The sequence below is a fragment of the Bradyrhizobium sp. MV1.5 genome, assembly GCF_055807615.1.
In genome coordinates, this window is sequence record NZ_JBVVPL010000007.1 from 65,329 (window position 1) to 83,830 (window position 18,502).

The 18,502-nt window shown below is 64.4% G+C and carries 19 protein-coding genes; 4 read left to right on the top strand and 15 right to left on the bottom strand.

What is annotated here, in order from left to right; genetic code table 11:
• The 6 genes from AC0L2J_RS09230 to AC0L2J_RS09255 form a co-directional block, all read right to left on the bottom strand.
• A partial coding sequence (locus AC0L2J_RS09230; protein ID WP_473388939.1) for a hypothetical protein occupies window positions 1-301 on the bottom strand: 301 nt, incomplete at its 3' end.
• Window positions 302-304: 3 nt separating this feature from the next.
• The gene (locus AC0L2J_RS09235; RefSeq protein WP_007592432.1) at window positions 305-505 is read right to left on the bottom strand and encodes a hypothetical protein; all 201 of its coding nucleotides are present in this window, start codon (window positions 503-505) and stop codon (window positions 305-307) included.
• A 12-nt stretch (window positions 506-517) separates the two neighbouring features.
• On the bottom strand, window positions 518-700 hold the full coding sequence (locus AC0L2J_RS09240; protein WP_007608911.1) for a hypothetical protein: 183 nt from the start codon (window positions 698-700) through the stop codon (window positions 518-520).
• 138 nt (window positions 701-838) lie between these two features.
• On the bottom strand, window positions 839-2,095 hold the full coding sequence (locus tag AC0L2J_RS09245) for a cytochrome P450 (protein WP_473388942.1): 1,257 nt from the start codon (window positions 2,093-2,095) through the stop codon (window positions 839-841).
• Between the two features lie 109 nt (window positions 2,096-2,204).
• Window positions 2,205-2,531 (bottom strand): hypothetical protein, encoded by a 327-nt coding sequence (locus AC0L2J_RS09250; protein ID WP_007608909.1) that lies wholly within the window; start codon window positions 2,529-2,531, stop codon window positions 2,205-2,207.
• Window positions 2,532-2,638: 107 nt separating this feature from the next.
• Window positions 2,639-3,412 (bottom strand): ferredoxin--NADP reductase, encoded by a 774-nt coding sequence (locus tag AC0L2J_RS09255; RefSeq protein WP_473388946.1) that lies wholly within the window; start codon window positions 3,410-3,412, stop codon window positions 2,639-2,641.
• A 156-nt stretch (window positions 3,413-3,568) separates the two neighbouring features.
• On the opposite strand from AC0L2J_RS09255, the gene AC0L2J_RS09260 reads away from it, so the two are divergent.
• Together AC0L2J_RS09260 and AC0L2J_RS09265 are read left to right on the top strand one after the other, a co-directional pair.
• Window positions 3,569-4,765, top strand: coding sequence for an amidohydrolase family protein (locus AC0L2J_RS09260; RefSeq protein ID WP_456764835.1), 1,197 nt, complete (start codon window positions 3,569-3,571; stop codon window positions 4,763-4,765).
• A gap of 108 nt (window positions 4,766-4,873) precedes the next feature.
• Window positions 4,874-5,563 (top strand): hypothetical protein, encoded by a 690-nt coding sequence (locus AC0L2J_RS09265; RefSeq protein WP_473388950.1) that lies wholly within the window; start codon window positions 4,874-4,876, stop codon window positions 5,561-5,563.
• A gap of 5 nt (window positions 5,564-5,568) precedes the next feature.
• Here the strand turns inward: AC0L2J_RS09265 and AC0L2J_RS09270 are convergent, their stop codons facing one another.
• From AC0L2J_RS09270 to AC0L2J_RS09310, 9 genes are all read right to left on the bottom strand, one after another.
• Window positions 5,569-5,958 carry a hypothetical protein gene (locus AC0L2J_RS09270; protein WP_473388954.1) on the bottom strand — a complete coding sequence of 130 codons (390 nt, stop codon included), beginning with the start codon at window positions 5,956-5,958 and terminating at the stop codon, window positions 5,569-5,571.
• A gap of 42 nt (window positions 5,959-6,000) precedes the next feature.
• Window positions 6,001-6,456 carry a MarR family winged helix-turn-helix transcriptional regulator gene (locus AC0L2J_RS09275; protein WP_035974947.1) on the bottom strand — a complete coding sequence of 152 codons (456 nt, stop codon included), beginning with the start codon at window positions 6,454-6,456 and terminating at the stop codon, window positions 6,001-6,003.
• Between the two features lie 26 nt (window positions 6,457-6,482).
• A complete protein-coding gene (locus AC0L2J_RS09280; protein ID WP_007592446.1) occupies window positions 6,483-7,187 on the bottom strand; it encodes an ABC transporter ATP-binding protein in 705 nt (234 codons plus the stop codon).
• Entirely contained in the window at window positions 7,184-7,975 is a 792-nt protein-coding gene (locus AC0L2J_RS09285) for an ABC transporter ATP-binding protein (protein WP_473388956.1), read from the bottom strand. Before AC0L2J_RS09285 ends, AC0L2J_RS09280 begins: the two co-directional genes overlap by 4 nt.
• Window positions 7,972-9,861, bottom strand: a complete 1,890-nt coding sequence (locus tag AC0L2J_RS09290) for an ABC transporter permease (RefSeq protein WP_473388957.1) — start codon at window positions 9,859-9,861, stop codon at window positions 7,972-7,974. Before AC0L2J_RS09290 ends, AC0L2J_RS09285 begins: the two co-directional genes overlap by 4 nt.
• Window positions 9,862-10,013: 152 nt before the next feature.
• Window positions 10,014-11,216, bottom strand: coding sequence for an ABC transporter substrate-binding protein (locus AC0L2J_RS09295; protein ID WP_007608885.1), 1,203 nt, complete (start codon window positions 11,214-11,216; stop codon window positions 10,014-10,016).
• A gap of 26 nt (window positions 11,217-11,242) precedes the next feature.
• Complete coding sequence (locus AC0L2J_RS09300; RefSeq protein WP_473388958.1) at window positions 11,243-11,827, bottom strand: amino acid synthesis family protein; 585 nt, start codon at window positions 11,825-11,827, stop codon at window positions 11,243-11,245.
• A gap of 27 nt (window positions 11,828-11,854) precedes the next feature.
• On the bottom strand, window positions 11,855-12,751 hold the full coding sequence (locus AC0L2J_RS09305) for a UPF0280 family protein (RefSeq protein WP_473388959.1): 897 nt from the start codon (window positions 12,749-12,751) through the stop codon (window positions 11,855-11,857).
• Window positions 12,748-14,205, bottom strand: coding sequence for a hypothetical protein (locus tag AC0L2J_RS09310; protein ID WP_035974002.1), 1,458 nt, complete (start codon window positions 14,203-14,205; stop codon window positions 12,748-12,750). Before AC0L2J_RS09310 ends, AC0L2J_RS09305 begins: the two co-directional genes overlap by 4 nt.
• 282 nt (window positions 14,206-14,487) lie before the next feature.
• Here AC0L2J_RS09310 and AC0L2J_RS09315 point away from each other — a divergent pair, with 282 nt between their 5' ends.
• Together AC0L2J_RS09315 and AC0L2J_RS09320 are read left to right on the top strand one after the other, a co-directional pair.
• Window positions 14,488-14,970 carry a (2Fe-2S)-binding protein gene (locus AC0L2J_RS09315; RefSeq protein WP_473388960.1) on the top strand — a complete coding sequence of 161 codons (483 nt, stop codon included), beginning with the start codon at window positions 14,488-14,490 and terminating at the stop codon, window positions 14,968-14,970.
• On the top strand, window positions 14,970-18,500 hold the full coding sequence (locus tag AC0L2J_RS09320) for a molybdopterin cofactor-binding domain-containing protein (RefSeq protein ID WP_473388961.1): 3,531 nt from the start codon (window positions 14,970-14,972) through the stop codon (window positions 18,498-18,500). The genes AC0L2J_RS09315 and AC0L2J_RS09320 overlap by 1 nt, the downstream gene beginning before the upstream one ends.
• The last annotated feature ends 2 nt before the right edge of the window (window positions 18,501-18,502 follow it).

Here is an 18,502-nt window from a genome sequence, read left to right on the forward strand (position 1 = left end):
CCGGGGGCGCCGGCGCGTGTAGGCTATTTTTTTGCGGCTGTTTTTTCGGGCTGTCCTGGGGCCCCCCCGGCTGCTTGCGGCGGCGCCGCCGCGCCCCCCGCCCCCCCACGTCCTTGTCGATGCCGCCAGCGGCGTTTACGTCGTTCTCGACATCGCCTTCGATCGTGTTCCCGCCCAAGGCGTCATCGAGGTCCTCAGGCGAGATACCGGCCATCGTTGCGCCCTTCGATCCGCCGATCAGGGGATTTTCGCGCAGATCCTTCTCGGTCGGTGCGTAGAGTTTGGGTTGCTTATTGCTCATGCCTTACCTGCCTCCGCCTTTTCCGGCCTCGTCATGTCTGTGGTGTGAATCGTGCTCGCCACCTCCGCCGGAAACGCGGCTGTGGTTGCGCTGCGGGTCGTCCGCCGGTGGCTTTTTCACTTCGAGCGGCGCCTTCGCATTCTCATGCGATGCGCCAGGTCCGCCCTGACGAATGCTGTTCGGTGTCTTGGTGGATGTCGACATGAGGTCCGCTCCTCAGCGATCTTGCTGATAGCCTTGGTTGGTGGTGTTCTGCTTGATGTTGCCCTGCTGCCCTTGCTGGTCCGGGTTTTGCGCACGCTGCTGGCCTCGCGGGGCAGTCGAGGACACTTGCTTGCTGTCGCCGGTTCCCTTCGGGCTTTGGCTCTCGGCGGGAACAGGTGGCATCTTGCCGGTCATGATGCTGTCTCCTGTTGTTGATCTGCGACATCGTCCGGAGGAACTCATCGCGGCTTCCGATGTCCCAAAAACAACTAGAGAAACGACATGCCGTTCCTAGCGACGAATGCAGAGAAAATTTTCGCAAGCGTGTAAGTCTCAGCAGGCCGCTGGCTGCGAATGAACCATCATCGATCCGGCTGCTCCGTGACCGTCCGGCACGACAGGGAGGTTCGCGATCGCACGCAGGCCCGGTCGTTTGCGCCAGTGGATCTCCGACACGTCCACAGCAAAGCCAAGCCGGGGCCATCGCACAAACAGCGCTTCCAGGGCGCACGCACCCTCGATCCGGGCGAGTTGATGGCCGAGGCAGAAATGGATTCCCGTTCCGAAGGACATGTGACGGTTCGGCTTGCGCGCGAGATCGAGGCTGTCGGGATGATCATGCATCGCCGGGTCCATGTTCGCGGCGGCGAGCATCACCATGACGCGATCGCCCTTGTTGAGACGCACGCCCGCGAGCTCGATATCCCGCCTCACATAGCGCGGCTTGGAGAACTGCACCGGCGATACGAAGCGCAGGAATTCCTCCACCGCAAGTCCGACGCGGCTCCAGTCCTGCGCAAGCCAGTCGCGAACGCTGGGATTTCTGAGGAGCTCGTGGGCAGAACCGCTGATGAGATGCGTGGTGGTCTCCGAGCCCGCCGCGAGCAGCAGGAACACCATCGACACCATTTCGTCCGGCGTGATCTGGCCGCCCTCACGCTCGACCTGGACCAGCTCCGCGATCAGGCCCTCGCCGCCCCGCACGCGGGCAATCTGCAGCTGCCGTTCGAGGTAGGCTCGCATCTTGCGGAACGCGAACAGCAGGCGGAAGAAGCTGGCGACGTTCGTAAGCGAGGACATCGTATTGGCCCAGGCGATGAAGCGAGGGCGATCGGCCAACGGCAATCCGAGCAGCTCGGAGATCACCGCGAGCGGCAGGATGCGGGCATAGCGCTGGACGAGATCGGCCGGGCTTCCTGCCGAGAACAGCTCGTCGGCGAGACCGTCCGCGATGGCGCGGATGCGCGGCTCCATCGCGACGATCGCGCGGCGGCGGAAGGCCTCGTCCACGATGCTGCGCAGCCTTGTGTGGTCCGGCTCGTCCATCGTCAGCATGTTGTTGGCGATGGTCTTGACGTAGTTCGGCATCCACCAGCGCAGACCTGCGACGTCGCCATCCTCCTTGCGCAGCGTGAAATTGGTGCCGTCCTTCAGCACCTGCGCCGTGGCCTCGTGGGTCGTGGTGATCCAGACATGACCGACGAGAGGAAATCGCACCGCGACCACAGGACCGGACATGCGCAACGTTGCGATCGCCTTGGGCGGATCGCGAAAGAAGGCCTCGCTGGTGAAATCGAGGCGTGGTGCCATGTGATCACCGGAGCGGTTGATGGCGCCTCACCGAGATGGTGCCCGTCATTGCCCGCGCAAGGGGTACGGAACCTCCGCTTCGGCTTCGGTGCAGGCGTGAGAGCCGAGTCTACCCCCGCCCGGGCGAACGCGGGCCGATCTTGCGCTGCTGCTGGTTGGTGTAGGCGTCCCAATTGCTCCAGCTGCCTTTGCTGAGGCTTTGCAGGTCGGTGGTGAGCGGCCGGCGCGTGCGCTTGTCGTGATCGGCGATGGCGCGCTCGGATTGCGCGATCTTGCGCTTGAGTTCCCCGACCGCCTTCTGGGTCTGGCCGTTCCGCTTCGAAGACGCGATCTCGCCCATCGTGAAGCGCGCGGTCTCGAGCGCCTTCAGCTCGGCGCGGTTCTTCTTCAACTGAACCCGGTGCCAGGCGATGTTGCTGTCGCTGTCCGCAACCATGTGGGAACTCCGCTGATTCGTTCCCGCAGTGTATCGCGCGCCGAATCGGCGCCGCAACGGGCGTCCGGCGGCGAAAATACGGTCTTATTGCGCGAAAAATTCCGGGCCTAGCGTTCGGCGAAGGCCTTTTCGACCACGAATTGGGCCGGCTCGCCGTGATTGCCCTCGATCAGCCCCCGCTCGCCAAGGAGCACGCGGGTATCCGCCACCAGCGCCGGGCTGCCGCAGATCATGACGCGGTCGCGGGCGGCTTCCAGGGCCGGCAGGCCGATATCGGAAAACAGCTTGCCCGAGGTGATGAGGTCGGTGATGCGGCCGCGATTGCGGAAGGGATCACGCGTCACGGTCGGATAGTAGATCAACTGGTTGCGGATGTACTCGCCGATCAGCTCGTCCTTCGGCAGCGTCTGGGTGATCATCTCGCCATAGGCGAGCTCCTTCACGTGCCTGCAACCGTGCAGCAACACCACCTTTTCGAACCGCTCGTAGGTTTCGGGGTCCTTGATCACGCTCAGGAACGGCGCAAGGCCCGTACCGGTGCCGATGAGGTAGAGGTTGCGGCCGTCCTCCAGATTGTCGATCACCAGCGTGCCGGTGGCCTTGCGGCTGACGATGATCTCGTCGCCTTCCTTGAGATGCTGGAGCCGTGAGGTGAGCGGGCCGTCCGGCACCTTGATCGAGAAGAACTCCAGCGTGTCCTCGTAATTGGCGCTGGCGACGCTGTAGGCCCGCAGCAGCGGCTTCTCGCCGACCTTGAGGCCGATCATGGTGAATTCGCCGTTGCGAAAGCGGAAGGTCGGGCTGCGGGTGGTCTTGAAGGAGAACAGCGTGTCGGTCCAGTGATGGACGCTCAAAACGGCTTCCTGATTGAAATTGCTCATCTCACCCTTCCGTTGCGCGTCGTGGCGGTTTTCAAGGCGGCAGCTATGCGTCGTTTGTACACGATCATTTGTATACTAATGAATAATCCGGCTTGATCCCGCGGTCAAGGCTGCCCAAGATCGGAAGCGTTGCAGTTAAGGACAAGGACCCATTCCATGGCGCATGACGCACCCCAGGCCACCGGACCCTCGAAGCTCGTGATCCGCAATATCGGCCTGATCCTGTCCGGCGCGCTGGAAAAGCCGATCCTGGATGGTGACACCATCGTCGCCGAGAACGGCAAGATCACCGCGATCGGCCGCTTCAAGGACCTCAACACCGAAGGCGCGACCACCATCGTCGAGGCCAACGGCACCACGGTGGCGCCCGGCCTGATCGACAGCCATGTCCACCCTGTTGCGGGCGACTGGACGCCTCGCCAGAACCAGATCGGCTGGATCGACAGCAATTTGCATGGCGGCGTCACCACGATGGTTTCCGCCGGCGAGGTGCATATGCCCGGCCGCCCGCGCGACGTCGTCGGGCTGAAGGCGATGGCAATCTTCGCACAGCGGGCATTCTGGAATCTGCGGCCTGGCGGCGTGAAGGTTCACGCCGGCGCACCTGTGATCGAATGCGAGATGGTCGAGGAGGACTTCAAGGAATTGGCGGCCGCCGGCGTCAAGCTGCTCGGCGAAGTGGGCCTGGGCGGCGTCAAGGACGGCCCGACCGCGCGAAAAATGGTCGGCTGGGCTCGCAAATACGGCATCCAGAGCACGATCCACACCGGCGGTCCTTCGATCCCCGGCTCCGGCCTGATCGACAAGGACGTGGTACTGGAGGCCGACACCGACGTGGTTGGCCACATCAATGGCGGCCACACCGCGCTTCCCGACGACCAGATCCGCTGTATCTGCGAGGGCTGCAAGCGCGGCCTCGAACTCGTGCACAACGGCAATGAGCGCTCGGCGCTGTTCACGTTGCGCATCGCGCGCGAGATGGGCGATCTCCATCGCGTCATCCTCGGCACCGACGCACCGGCCGGCTCCGGCGTGCAGCCGCTCGGCATTCTCCGCATGGTCTCGATGCTGTCCTCGCTTGGCGACCTGCCGGCCGAGGTCGCGTTTTGCCTTGCTACCGGCAACACGGCGCGGATGCGCGAACTGGATTGCGGCCTGATCGAAGTCGGTCGTTCCGCCGACTTCGTCATCATGGACAAGGCGCAGCACTCGGCCGGCAAGAACATTTTGGACAGCGTCCAGCTCGGCGACCTCCCCGGCATCGGCATGACCATCATCGACGGCATTGTGCGCACCCAGCGCAGCCGCAACACCCCGCCGGCCGGCAGGGTGCCGGAGGTGGTGGCGAAGTGACGCAGCCGGAGCGGCTCGCCGCTCCGCGCGGGCCCCGGAAAGCATTGAACAAGTCGCCAGCCTGCTGCGTCTAACGCAGGCAGTTCATTGCTGGGCGTCGAGGCAGACATGAAGAATTCGTCGCGGATTGCTGCCGGCGTTGCCGGTGCGGTCGGAGGTTATGTCGCGACCTTTGCGCTGTTTTCAGTGCTCGATCTGGGCAACCGGGCGGACCCGATCACGTCTGGCCTGTTGGCACTGTTCGTCTATTCACCCATCGGCGCGATCGCTGGCGTGGTGCTTGCCAGCTGGCTGGTGACACGTTCCGGCGCGGATGCAAGCAATAGCGGTCTCGCGCGCAACAGCCTGAAGTCGCTCGGCGTTGTCGTCCTGCTCTGCGTTGCCGCTGCGGCCACTTACATGGGCGTCGCGTACATGACGGCCACGCCCTGGCTCAACCGGAACGGCGCCACTCCCCTGCTCGTGTTCGAGGTTCGCCTTCCGGCCGGCGCAACGGTGCCGAAATCACCGCAAGACATCACTATCGAATTGCAGACCGACCTCAACACCATGCCGGGCGAATTGAACCCAGCCGGCTTCCATCGTGACGGCGATCAGCCCGTTATCGCAGGCGAAGTCGAACTGGCGTTCCGAACCTCGCACCGCCAGCTCGCCGTCAACATCCAGGGACAGCCCAGCCGAGTCTACCCGATCGGACTGACGGCCTGGGCTCCGCATACGCCGGAGTTCGGAACGTGGCGGCGGCTCGCCGACGGCAGCGAAATCCGCTATCGCGCCAAATGGCCGGGGAAGACGTAAGGGGATCACCGCGGTTTTGCGATTTCACAACGCACGTAGGTCTGGCGCTTGCCTTGCCCGACCGGGCTGTTGTCCATCACCAGCTTGCCATCAGCGGCAATGGAAACACGGGGACTGGAGCGATACTTCTCGCCCTCACCTTCGCAGGCGAGCTTCATTTTCCAGCTGAGCTTTCCATCGGCGGTGATCTCGCTTGCGCGGCACCGGGTCTCGTACCAATAGAGACGGTTGCCGCCCCCGATGCTCATGCGATTGGCGCTGTCCTGGTCGCGGCAATCCTTTTTTGTTGACGCCCAGAACCCCTCATAGGCTTGCGCAGCCAGAGCGGGAGCACACTCGCCCACCAGCACCGCACTCATACTCAGAGCCATCGCAAACCGGGTCGCCGCTCTCATACCGAAAACCTCGACAAGACCTTCACCGAGGTTAGTCGCGCCTCACCGCAGCTTGTTCAACAGCGCCATCAGCATCTCGCGTTCCTTTGGCTCGAGCGGCGCCAGCGTCTCCCGCGTGATCGAGAGCGCATTCGGCGCGACCTTTTCCGCCAGCTGCTGCCCCGCGCGCGTCAGGCTGACCAGAAGCCGCCGTCCGTCCTCGGGATCCTGGCTGGTCTCGGTGAGGCCGCGCGCCGTCAAACGATCGATCACGCCCTTGATGGTCGCCACATCCATCGCCGTTAGGCGCCCGAGCTGGTTCTGCGAGCATGGCCCGGCCTCGGCGAGCTTCGACAGTGCCGCCCATTGCGTCGGCGTGATATTGGTGCCGATCTCGCGAGAGAAGATCGCGCTGTGGCGCTGCCAGACCTGGCGAAGGATGAAGCCAACCTGCTCGTCGAGCACGTAAGGCGGCTTTGCCGGTTTGACGCTCTTCTTCGCCGCGACGCTTCTCGCCATCCGCTCGATGCCCTTGCCCTTTGCCTTCACAACGACAGATGCGCGTCGCGGATATCCGGACGCGCGTCGAGCTCGGCCATGGTGCCGCCGAAACAGATGCGGCCGCGCTCGATGATATAGGCGCGATCGGAGATCAGCCGCGCAAAATGCAGATTCTGCTCGGAGACCACGATGCTGACGCCCTCCTTCTTCATGGTCAGGATGGCCTCGACCATCTGCTCCACGATCTTCGGCGACAGACCCTCCGAAGGCTCGTCCAGCAGCACCAGCGACGGATTGCCCATCAGCGTGCGTGCGATGGTGAGCATCTGCTGCTCGCCGCCGCTCATGCGGCCGCCCGGGCGATTTTTCATCTCGCCGAGGTTGGGGAACAGCGAAAACAGCTTGTCGCGAGTCCAGTGCGGCGCGTTCGGGCGCTTCGGCTGGCGGCCGACCTCGAGATTCTCTTCCACCGTCAGGTCGGTGAAGATACGCCGCTCCTCCGGCACGTAACCAAGCCCATCCCGCACGATCTCATGTGTCGGGCGCGCCGAGACATCCTTGCCTTCGAACATGATCCGCCCCGAGCGCTGCGCGACGAGCCCGACGATCGAGCGGAACGTCGTCGACTTGCCGGCGCCATTGCGGCCGAGCAATGCCACGACTTCCCCCTCGCCGACCTCGAAGCCGATGTCGAACAGGATATGGGCCGGGCCGTAATGGCTATTGAGGTCCTGTACCGTGAGCTTCATGCCGATGCTCCCTCGCGATGCCCGGCTTCGTAAAGGAGGCCCTCGCCGAGATAGACCGCCTGCACCTGCGGATTGCCGCGGACCTCGGCCGGCGAGCCCTCGGCGATCAGCATGCCGCGGTTGAGCACAATGATGCGGTCGGCGTGCTCGAACACCACGTCCATGTCGTGCTCGGTGAAGAGAACGCCGATCGATTTTTCCCGGGCGATCTGCGCGGTCAGCCGCATCAAATCGACGCGCTCGCGCGGCGCCATGCCGGCGGTCGGCTCGTCCATCAGCAGCAGCTTTGGCTGGTTGGCGAGCGCGACGGCGAGCTCGAGCCGCTTGAGATCGCCATAGGCAAGCTCGCCACAGGGGCGATCCGCGTAACCGCCCATGCCGACCAGCTCGAGCAGTCGCCCGGCTTGGCCGCGGCCGAAGTTCGGCGCCGAGCCCCAAAGATTGTACAATTGCTTGCCGTGCGAGATCAGCGCGACCTGCACATTCTCCCGCACCGTCATGGTCGCGAAGGTCGCGGTGATCTGGAAGGTGCGGCCCACGCCCATCCGCCAGATCTCGCGCGGCTTCCTGCCGGTTATGTCCTCGCCGAGCAGGCGGACGTGGCCGGTATCAGGCTTGTTCTGTCCGTTGAGCATGTCGAAACAGGTGCTCTTGCCCGCACCGTTCGGCCCGATCAGCGCCAGGATTTCGCCTGATCGCAACGAGAAGGAGACGCCGCGCACGGCGTGCACGCCGCCATAGGATTTGGTCAGTCCTTCGACCGCGAGAAGTGGTGGGGCGACGCTCATTCGGCGGACTCGATCGGCTTGGCAAGCAAGGGTGATCCCGGCGGCGATGCTTTCCTGCGGCGCTGCGCCAGCATCTCCAGCATACCGACGATGCCCTTGGGGAAGACGACGACGATAAGAACGATGAAGCCGCCTAGCACGAGTTTTGACAGATCGGTCTGGCTGACCAGCCAGATGTTCAAGGCCTTGTAGACGATGGCGCCGATCACCGCGCCCGAGACCGTCTCGACGCCGCCGAGCAGCACCATGACGAGCGCATCGACCGAGAGCGAGATGCCGAGATTGTCCGGGAAGACGCTGCCCTTGAGGTAGGCGAACAGCGCACCGCCGATGCCCGCGGTCGTGCCCGCGATCACGAAGGCCGTCCACTGGATGCGCTTGGCGTTGATGCCGACCGCTTCGCTGCGTAGCAGCGAGTCGCGCGTCGCCCTTAGCGCATAGCCGAACGGCGAGAACACCATCGCCCGCAACGCGATCGTCACGAGCGCCGCAACGCCGAGCGACAGCCAATAGAAATGCGATGGGCTCGCGGCCCAGCTCGCGGGCCAGACGCCCAGAATGCCGTTGTCACCGCCGGTGACGCTCACCCATTGGAACGCGATCGACCAGACGATCTGCGCGAAGGCGAGCGTCAGCATGGCGAAATAGACGCCGGAGAGCTGTACCGCGAAGAAGCCGAACACGGCAGCGCCGATGCAGCCGAGCAGCGGACCGAGCAAGAGGCAGACGATCATCGGCAGTCCCGCCATCTTGGCGAGGAAAGCGACGCCGTAGGCGCCGAGGCCGAAATAGGCGGCGTGACCAAAGGAGGCAAGCCCGCCGACCGACATCAGGAAATGCAGGCTGACGGCGAAGATCACTGAGATCGCGATCTCCGAGCCGACGGTCAGCGCATAGTTACCGGCAAACAGCGGCAGCGTCGCCGCGATGACAAGCGCTGCAAGCGCAGCCAACCGCTCATGCGACGTCAGCGGTCGCCAGGGATTGACGGTGAGGCCCGGTGTCTTGCGCGCCGGCGCCTCGGGCCTGCCGAACAGGCCCCAGGGCCGCACGATCAGCACCGCCGCCATCACCAGGAAGACCAGGATGATGGAGATTTTTGGAAAGATCAGGATGCCGAAGGCATTGAGCTCGGAGACGAGCACCGCTGCGACGAAAGCACCGATGATGCTGCCGAGGCCTCCGATCACCACGACAACGAAGACCTCGACGATGATGCGCAAATCCATCGCATGATGCACGGCATCGCGCGGGATCTGGAGCGCACCGCCGAGAGCGGCGAGGAAAACGCCGACCGCAAACACGCTCGTGAACAGCCATTTCTGATTGACGCCGAGCGCTGCGACCATGTCGCGGTCCTGCGTCGCTGCGCGCACCAGCACGCCCCAGCGCGTGCGCTGGAACAGGAGCCAGAGAATGCCGAGCACGACCGGGCTGAGCACGATCAGGAACAAATCATAGCTCGGGATGTTTTGGCCGAAAAAGTCGATCGCCCCCTTGAATCCGGGTGCACGGCGCCCGACGAGATCGTCTGGGCCCCAGATCAGGACGACTAGGTCCTCGACCATCAAGGTCAGGCCGAAGGTCGCAAGCAGCTGGAACAGCTCGGGCGCGTGATAGATGCGCCGGAGTAGCACCATCTCGACAATGACGCCGATCACCGCCACGGCAAGCGCTGCGATGACGATCCCGCCCCAGAAGCCGAACGTCCCCGATAGGCGCTCCGTCAGCGTGAAGGCGATATAGGCGCCGATCATGTAGAAGGCACCATGCGCGAAATTCACGATCCGCGTCACGCCAAAGATGATCGACAGGCCCGACGCCACCAGGAACAGCGATGCTGCGCTCGCGAGACCGGTCAGAAACTGTACGACGTAAAAGGCCATCGGCGGTCCGGGTTAAGCATAGTTCTCAATATTGGGCTTCATCCTTCGAGACGGCGCTACGCGCCTCCTCAGGATGAGGTCCGGGACCCTCATGGTGAGGAGCGCGGCTGCGCCGCGCGTCTCGAACCATGAGGCCCCGGTCTCTCTTTGCATCAATCCTTCGGACGCAGCTTCTCGACTTCGGCATCACTTGGCAGATAGTCCGCGCCCTTCTTGTAGGACGAGTCCACCATCACGCCCTTGCCGTCCTTCAGCGCGGTCTTGCCGACATAGGCACCGAGCGTCGACTGGTGATCGATCTTGCGGAAGGTGATCTCGCCCAGCGGCGACGGCATCGACAGTCCTTCCGCCGCAGTGATCAGCTTCTCCGGATCGGTCGAATTGGCCTTCGCCAGGATCGCCGCAGCCGACTTGATGGTCTGGTAGCCGACGATCGAGCCGAGGCGCGGATAGTCGTTGTACTTGGCCCGATAGGCCTTCAGGAACGCGTCGTGCTCGGGCGTCTTGATCGAGTACCAGGGATAGCCGGTGACGATCCAGCCCTCGGGCGTCTCCTCCTTGAGCGGGTCGAGATATTCGGGCTCGCCGGTGAGGAACGAGACGACCTCGCGTCCCTTGAACAGACCGCGGGTGTTGCCCTCACGTACGAGCTTGACGAGATCCGCGCCGAAGGTGACGTTGAGGATCGCTTCCGGATTGGCCGCGGCAACCGCCTGCACCACCGGACCGGCGTCGATCTTGCCCTGCGGCGGCCACTGCTCGTCGACCCACTGGATGTCGGGCCGCTTCTCTGACATCAGCTTCTTGAATACGGCAACCGCCGATTGGCCGTATTCATAGTTCGGCGCGATCGTCGCCCAGCGCTTTGCCGGTAGCTTGCTGGCTGCTTCCACCAGCATCGCCGCCTGCATGTAATTGGAAGGACGCAGTCTGAACGTGTACTTGTTGCCCTTCGACCAGGTGATGGCGTCCGTCAGAGGCTCGGCCGCCAGGAAGAACACCTTCTTCTGGTTGGCGAAGTCGCTGACCGCAAGTCCGATGTTCGACAGGAACGTACCCGTCAGCATCGCCACGCCCTCGCTCGACACCAGCTCGTTGGCCGCGGTCTGCGCATCCGCCGGCTTGCCGCCGTCGTCCTTGGAGACGACGACAAGCTTCTTGCCGTTGATGCCGCCGGCCGCGTTGATCTCCTCAACCGCGAGCTGCCAGCCCTTGCGATAGGGCTCGGTGAACGCCGGCAGCAGCGAATAGCTGTTGATCTCGCCGATCTTGATGTCCTGCGCCAGGGCCGAATGAGCCATGCCGCTTGCCAACAGCGCGAACGCCGCGCCGACAAAATAGTTCTTTGCTCGCATCCCAACCTCCACTTTTCTGAAAAGATTTAACGCAGTCCGTCTTCGCCCTTGATCTCCGCAGGCGTCAGCCCGCCGACGCGCGGCAGCGGACGGCCGCTGTCGGTGACGGCGACCGCGACCATGATCTCGTTGGCGCGCGGCGCGTCGTTGATCTGCACTTCCATGCCGTCGAAATGACTGCGCACGAAGGCCGCATCCTTGTGGCCCAGCGGAATGTCCAGCGTCGTGCCGGGTCCACTGCGCTTCTTCGACGACGGGATCAGCGCAGCGCCTTTGCCCAGCACTTTACGGACCGGCGCGCCCATTTTCGGGTGAAGGATGGCAGCGGCATGCTCCAGCTCGCCATTCTCGCCGACGGCCGCAGCCTTGCCATAGCTCTGCGCCTTGGACCCGTCGATGCCGAGCGCCGCCACCGCCCGCTTCGAGAGCAGCTCGCCGAGCTCCTCGCCAATCGCGATCAGCGGCGAAAGGTCCTCGACATACTTTCCGGCAAACGGATTCTCGATCACGGCGATCGCCGCCGCACGCCGCGTCGGCGGCGAGACCTGGCGGCCCATCTCCATCTGCGTCTCTTCGACGACGGTGACGATCTTGCGGATGATCGCGCTCATGATTGTTTCCTCAAGCCGCTTCCCTGTTCAGGCATCAACCGCGTTCTCCAGCACAAGCGGGCGCGATCGTTGCCGTTCAATATCCTTGGTCCCGATGACAAGCATATCACCACAAAGCTGCAACACGGCACCCTCGATCAATCCGCGATCGAATGATTGCCGTGCACATTCCGCGCCAGATTCCAGCGCGGTGGTGATCTCGGTCTGCGACAATTCACTGACGTCACGGGTCACGAGCCGCGCGCCGAGATCGCTGTCGGGCTGAAGCTCGCTCGCTGGCTTCCGGATGATGGCGGGATGCCCCGGCAGATCGACGGCATTCGCAATGATCGTCGCGGCCGCGTCGGCTTGCGACGCCGTTCCGGCCAACACGGTCACCGCATCGGCAATCCCGAGCGAAAAGCTGCGGCCGTGCCGTCCACTGGTCGCGATGCCGCGCACGGGATCATCGGCGTCCACCCTGATTGTCCGCATCACGCCGTCGCGATCGGGCCGGTCCATCAGGCCGACCGAAAAATGCTCGCCGTCGCCGAGATGCAGGGCAATGTCGCCGCCATTGTTGACATAGGCTCGATCGAGCGCCGCAGCGTTCAGCATTGCGCCGAGAATCTCCTCCGCCACGGCGCCGGCAACCGCCGCCATCGGCGTAATGAAGTCATCAGCGGCATAAGGCGCGACCGCGGCGTGCATGCGGCGCGCCACGACGCCTACCAGCGAGGTCCGACCCTCGACGGCAGCCCGCAACTCCGGCAGTTCCGCGCAGAGCTCGTCGAGTAATCCCGTGAAGCGCCGGGCGGCCGCCTCATAGGCTGCACGTACCTCGCTCGGCTCTCCCCTCGCCTCGACGATCAAATCAATCGGTCCATCCTGCAAATGCAGCCGCCGGCCATCAGACAGCAACGCGATTTGCGGGAGCCTTGTCATGCCCGAGGTCCGGGAATCGGGTTTTGCCAGGGCAATTGGCGGACATCGTCGCCACGCTGAACTTCGGCGAGCGGTTTCACATAATCCATGTGCCCGCCGAGCGCCGCATAGTCCGACAGCTTCATCGTGAATTCGATCGGCGCGACCAGCGCGGGCGTCGGCACGTAACCGAATGCCCCCGCCGGCATCTGCGTCACGTCGACCATGTAGGTGATGCCGCCGCCCGGCCAGACATAGACCGGCGCGCCACCACTGGTGACGCGCGTCAGCGCGTCCTTCACCGAGCGGGTCAGCCGCACAGGATTGTCGGTCACGCCCGCCCGCAAGGAACCACCGGCGCCCGCCATGAACAGCACCGTACACAGCGCCGGCTCGCAATTCTCCTGAATGCGCTCGACCGAAAACTTGAGGACATCAGGCATCTCGGTCTCGACCGGCTTCAGGGCCTCGTCGAGCACATAATAGGAGGAATGTTCGCCCGTCGTGGATACCATCAGCATCGAGAGGCCAGGCTTGGCCTCATTCGCATCGAACGGTCCCAGGATTGCGAGCGGATCGGAGATATTGGTGCCGCCCCAACCCGTGCCGGGATCGGCGACCTGGAAATAGCGGCCGGGCGTCGAGCGGCGCCCCTTCATCTTGATGCCGGTGTCGGCGATGTCGAGCAGCTTGCCGGCCTGGTGCTCCGAGAGCACGCCGGTGATATGGTCGTCGACCACGACGACCTCGTCGACCTTGCCGTGCCATTGCTTGGCGAACATGCCGATCGTCGCCGAGCCGCAGCCGACGCGCATGCGCTCTTCTTTCATGCCGTTGACGATCGGCGGCTGGCCGGCCTGCACCACCACGCTCGCGCCGCCGTCGATGGTGAGTTCGACCGCCTTGCAATTTGCGAGGTCCATCAACGTGTCGCAGGTGACGCGGCCTTCCTTCTTGGAGCCGCCGGTCAGATGGTGCACGCCGCCGAGCGACAGCATCTGCGAACCGTATTCGCTGGTGGTAACATGACCGACCGCCTCGCCTTGTGCACGGACGGTCGCCGTCTCCGGCCCGAGATAACGGTCGGTGTCGATCTTCACCTTGATGCCGCAATAGGAGAAGATGCCCTCGGTGACGACAGTCACCATGTCGACGCCGTCGACCTCCGCCGAGACGATGAACGGCGCCGGCTTGTAGTCGGGATAGGTCGTTCCCGCGCCGATCGCCGTTACAAAGGTGGAAGGCTCGTGGACGATCTTGCCGTCCCAATCTTCGGTGCGGCTGAACGGAACGAGCTTGCCGCCATGCGACACGGTGCGCTCCAGGATCACATGCGGATCGACGCGGACGAGCTTGCCCTCGTGATTGGCATAGCGGTCGCAGGCGCCCGCCGCGCCCGGCTTGATGTAGCACATCACCGGACACGCATCGCAGCGGATCTTGTCGATGGCGGCGCTCGTAGGTTCAGTCACCATGTCAAAGCCAGCCGACAGTGCAGTTATCATTTGTACACGAACGATGTTGCGCGCCCTCCCGATGGCTGTCAAGCGGCGGTGCGGCGCAAAATATGCGCCTGCCGCATAAAACCTCATTTGCCTATCCGCTCTGTCCACAAAGAAGGCATTCGCGCTGCACTGCGGCATGCACGGCTTGCACGTTTGTGTACAAACGGTATCGTCGCGACATAGATTTTGAGCGGACCTGGAATTTCGTGAAGCTTTGGCCGCGGCGCTCGACGAGTCGACTTGGGAACGAGGATGACGCAGACACCGATCCGCATCACCGTGAACGGCAGGATCCACGAGATCACTGCGGCGCGGGACACGCCGCTGCTCTACGTGCTGCGCAACGATCTCGCGCTCAACGGTCCGAAATACGGTTGCGGCCTCGGTGAATGCGGCACCTGCACTGTCCTGATCGATGGCGCGGCGGCGCGCTCCTGCGTCATTCCGATCAGTGGCTGCGCCGGCCGCGACATCATGACGCTCGAAGGGCTAGGTACCCGCGACAAGCCGGATGTGGTGCAGCAGGCCTTCATCGACGAACAGGCCGCACAATGCGGCTACTGCCTCAACGGCATGATCATGACCACCAAAGCGCTGCTTGCGATCAACCCCCAGCCCACCGAACAGGAGGCGCTGGCGGCGCTGCGCTACAATCTCTGTCGCTGCGGCACGCATGTCGAAATCCTGCGCGCGGTGATGCGTGCGTCTGGCCAACTCGCCGAGGCCGGTGATTGATGGCCTCCCCGCATCCGAACGGAGCTGAGCTGCAATCCGGCTCGCTCGTCGTCGTCCGCAGCGTGGACGAGTGCACATCCGAGACCTTCGTCCGCATCACCGCGGACGGCTCGGTCACCGCCTATAACGGACACGTCGATCTCGGCACCGGCATCCGCACGGCGCTTGGCCAGATCGTGGCTGAAGAGCTCGACGTCTCCGTTGCCCGCGTCGTCGTGGTACTCGGCGACACCGCAACGGTGCCGAACCAGGGCGCCACGATCGCCAGCGAGACCATCCAGATCACCGCCGTTCCCCTGCGCAAAGCTGCCGCGCAGGCGCGTCACTTCCTCATCGCACGTGCGGCCGAGCGGCTGGAGCTGCGGGCAGCCGATCTCAGGATCGAAGACGGCCTTGTGCGCGGGCAAGACAATCGCAGCGTCAGCTATGGCGAGTTGATCGGCGGAGAGACCATTCGTCTCGAGCTTGCCGACGACGTCGCCGTCAAGCCGGTCGGCGATTACGCCATTGTCGGCCAATCGATGCCCCGCGTCGACCTGCCTGCCAAGGCCACGGGCGAGCTGACCTTCGTGCACGACATCCGTGTATCAGGCATGCTGCACGGTCGCGTGGTGCGTCCGCCCTATGCCGGCGTCGACGCCGGACCGTTCGTCGGCACCAGCCTGATTTCGGTCGATGAATCCTCGGTGCGCGACATCCCCGGCATCATAGCCGTCGTGCGCATCGGCGATTTCGTTGGCGTCGTCGCTGAGCGCGAGGAGAACGCGATCCGTGCGGCCGAGCAGCTTACGGTGAGCTGGCGACCGACGCCTGAACTGACGGATCTCGCCGACGTCGAGACGGCGCTGCGTGCCAATCCATCGACGCCGCGCACCCTGATCGACAAGGGCAACGTCGATGCTGCCATTGCCGTCGCGGCCAAGCCGATGCAGCGCACTTACGTCTGGCCGTATCAGATGCATGCCTCGATCGGCCCGTCCTGCGCGGTCGCCGACTTCCAGGACGGCAACATCCGCGTCTGGTCGGGCACGCAAAATCCGCACGTGCTGCGCGCAGATCTGTCGCTGCTGATCGAGCGTCCCGAGAGCGAGATCGAGGTCATCAGGTTGGAGGCCGCCGGCTGCTACGGCCGCAACTGCGCCGACGATGTCACCGCGGACGCGTTGTTGCTTTCGCGCGCTGTCGGCCGACCCGTGCGCGTGCAGCTGACGCGCGAGCAGGAACACGCCTGGGAGCCCAAGGGCGCCGCGCAGCTCATCGACGTCAATGGCGGCCTGGACGCGAAGGGCGACGTCGCCGCCTACGATCTCGCCACGCGCTATCCGTCGAATGCCGCCCCGACGTTGGCGCTGTTGCTGACGGGGCGGATATCGCCGAAGCCGGACGTCCTCCAGATGGGCGACCGCACCGCGATCCCGCCTTACGATTACGACCACATGCGCGTCGTCGCCCACGACATGGCGCCGATCGCGCGCGCGTCCTGGTTTCGCGGCGTCTCGGCCCTGCCGAACACCTTTGCGCATGAATCCTATATCGACGAAGCCGCGACCGAGGCCGGCGTCGACCCTATCGAATATCGCCTGCGTTACCTGAAGGACCGGCGTGCCGTCGATCTCGTCCACGCGGTCGCCGAGCGCGCGGGCTGGACGCCACGACCGGTGCGCGAAGAGAAAGACGGCGAGATCGTGCATGGGCGCGGTTTTGCCTATGCGCTCTACGTCCACAGCAAATTTCCCGGCTATGGCGCGGCGTGGTCGGCCTGGGTCACCGACGTTGCCGTGAATAAGGCGACCGGCGACGTCAGCGTGACGCGCGTGGTCGCCGGGCAGGACTCCGGATTGATGATCAACCCGGACGGCGTGCGCCACCAGATCCACGGCAACGTCATCCAGTCCACCAGCCGCGCGCTGATGGAGGAGGTCTCGTTCGAGCGCGGCGCAGTCGTGGCGCGGGAATGGGGCGCCTACCCGATCATCCCCTTCCCTGACGTGCCCAAGATCGACGTGTTGTTGCTGCCGCGGCCGGACCAGCCGCCGCTCGGCGTCGGCGAATCCGCCTCGGTCCCGAGTGCGGCTGCGATTGCGAACGCGATCTTCGATGCCACTGGCGTGCGATTTCGCGAGCCGCCGTTCACGCCCGAGCGCATCCTGAAGGGGCTGCACGGCGGCGCACCGGCCACGCCGCAGGCGCTGCCCGCTCCGCCTGCGCCACAACCGTCCCGTATCTGGGAGAATCCATTCGCCAAACGCGTCGGCATCTTCGCGACCATCGCGGCGATCTGCACCGCGGCGATCTGCATCGGCGCGGCTGTTTTGCCTGGCCGCGCCATCGCGCCGATCGCGCGGCCTGACCCATCGGTCTATTCCGCAGCGACGATCGCGCGCGGGCAACAACTGGCCGCACTCGGCAATTGCGCGGAGTGCCACACCATGATCGGCGGCGCGCTCAACGCTGGTGGCCGCGCGCTGGAGACGCCGTTCGGCACGATCTACGCGACCAACATCACGCCCGACGTCGAGACCGGCATCGGCGCCTGGTCCTATCCAGCGTTCGAGCGCGCGATGCGCGACGGGCTGCATCGCGACGGACGGCAACTCTATCCCGCCTTCCCCTACACGCAATTTTCGAAGAGCGGCGACGCCGACATGCAGGCGCTTTATGCCTACCTGATGGCACAGCCGGCGGTGCGCACGACGCAGCCTGCGAATACGCTCGCCTTCCCGTTCAATCTCCGCCCGCTACTTGCCGGCTGGAATGCGCTGTTCCACCAGACGCGGGAGTTCAAGCCCGACCCTGCCAAGTCCGAAGTCTGGAATCGCGGCGCTTATCTCGTCGAAGGTCTCGGCCATTGCAGCGCCTGCCATTCGCCGCGCAACGCGCTCGGCGCCGAGCAGCGTGGCGCCTATCTCGCCGGCGGCTTTGCCGAGGGCTGGGAGGCGCCGCCGCTGACCTCACTCTCGCACGCGCCGATCCCATGGAGTGAGGACGAGCTTTTCGCCTATTTGCGCACGGGCCACTCGCGATATCATGGCGTCGCCGCCGGGCCGATGGCGCCGATCGTCCGGGACCTCAAAGCCCTGCCCGACCAGGACATCCGCGCCATGGCCGTCTATCTTAACTCGTTCAATGACAGCGCGACCGGGACGCCGACGCAGGACGCACTCGCGACCGGGTTAGAAGCTTCCACGCAAGTCACGGTCGCTTCCTCCAGCGGCGCGCGACTCTATCAGGGCGCCTGCGCCGTCTGCCATGAGGTCGGCGGCCTGCCGCTGTTCGGCAGCCGGCCTTCGCTGGCACTCAACAGCAACCTGCACAGCGCCGCATCGGACAATCTCGTGCAAATCATCCTGCACGGCATCGCCGAGCCGGTGTCGAGCGATCTCGGCTACATGCCGGCATTCAAGAACAGCATGAGCGATGCACAGGTCGAGGAACTCGTCACGTTCCTGCGTAAGCAGTTTGCACCGGACAGGCCAGCATGGACCGGCGTGAAGGAGACGATTGCGCGTGTGAGAGCCGCCACGAACTGAGC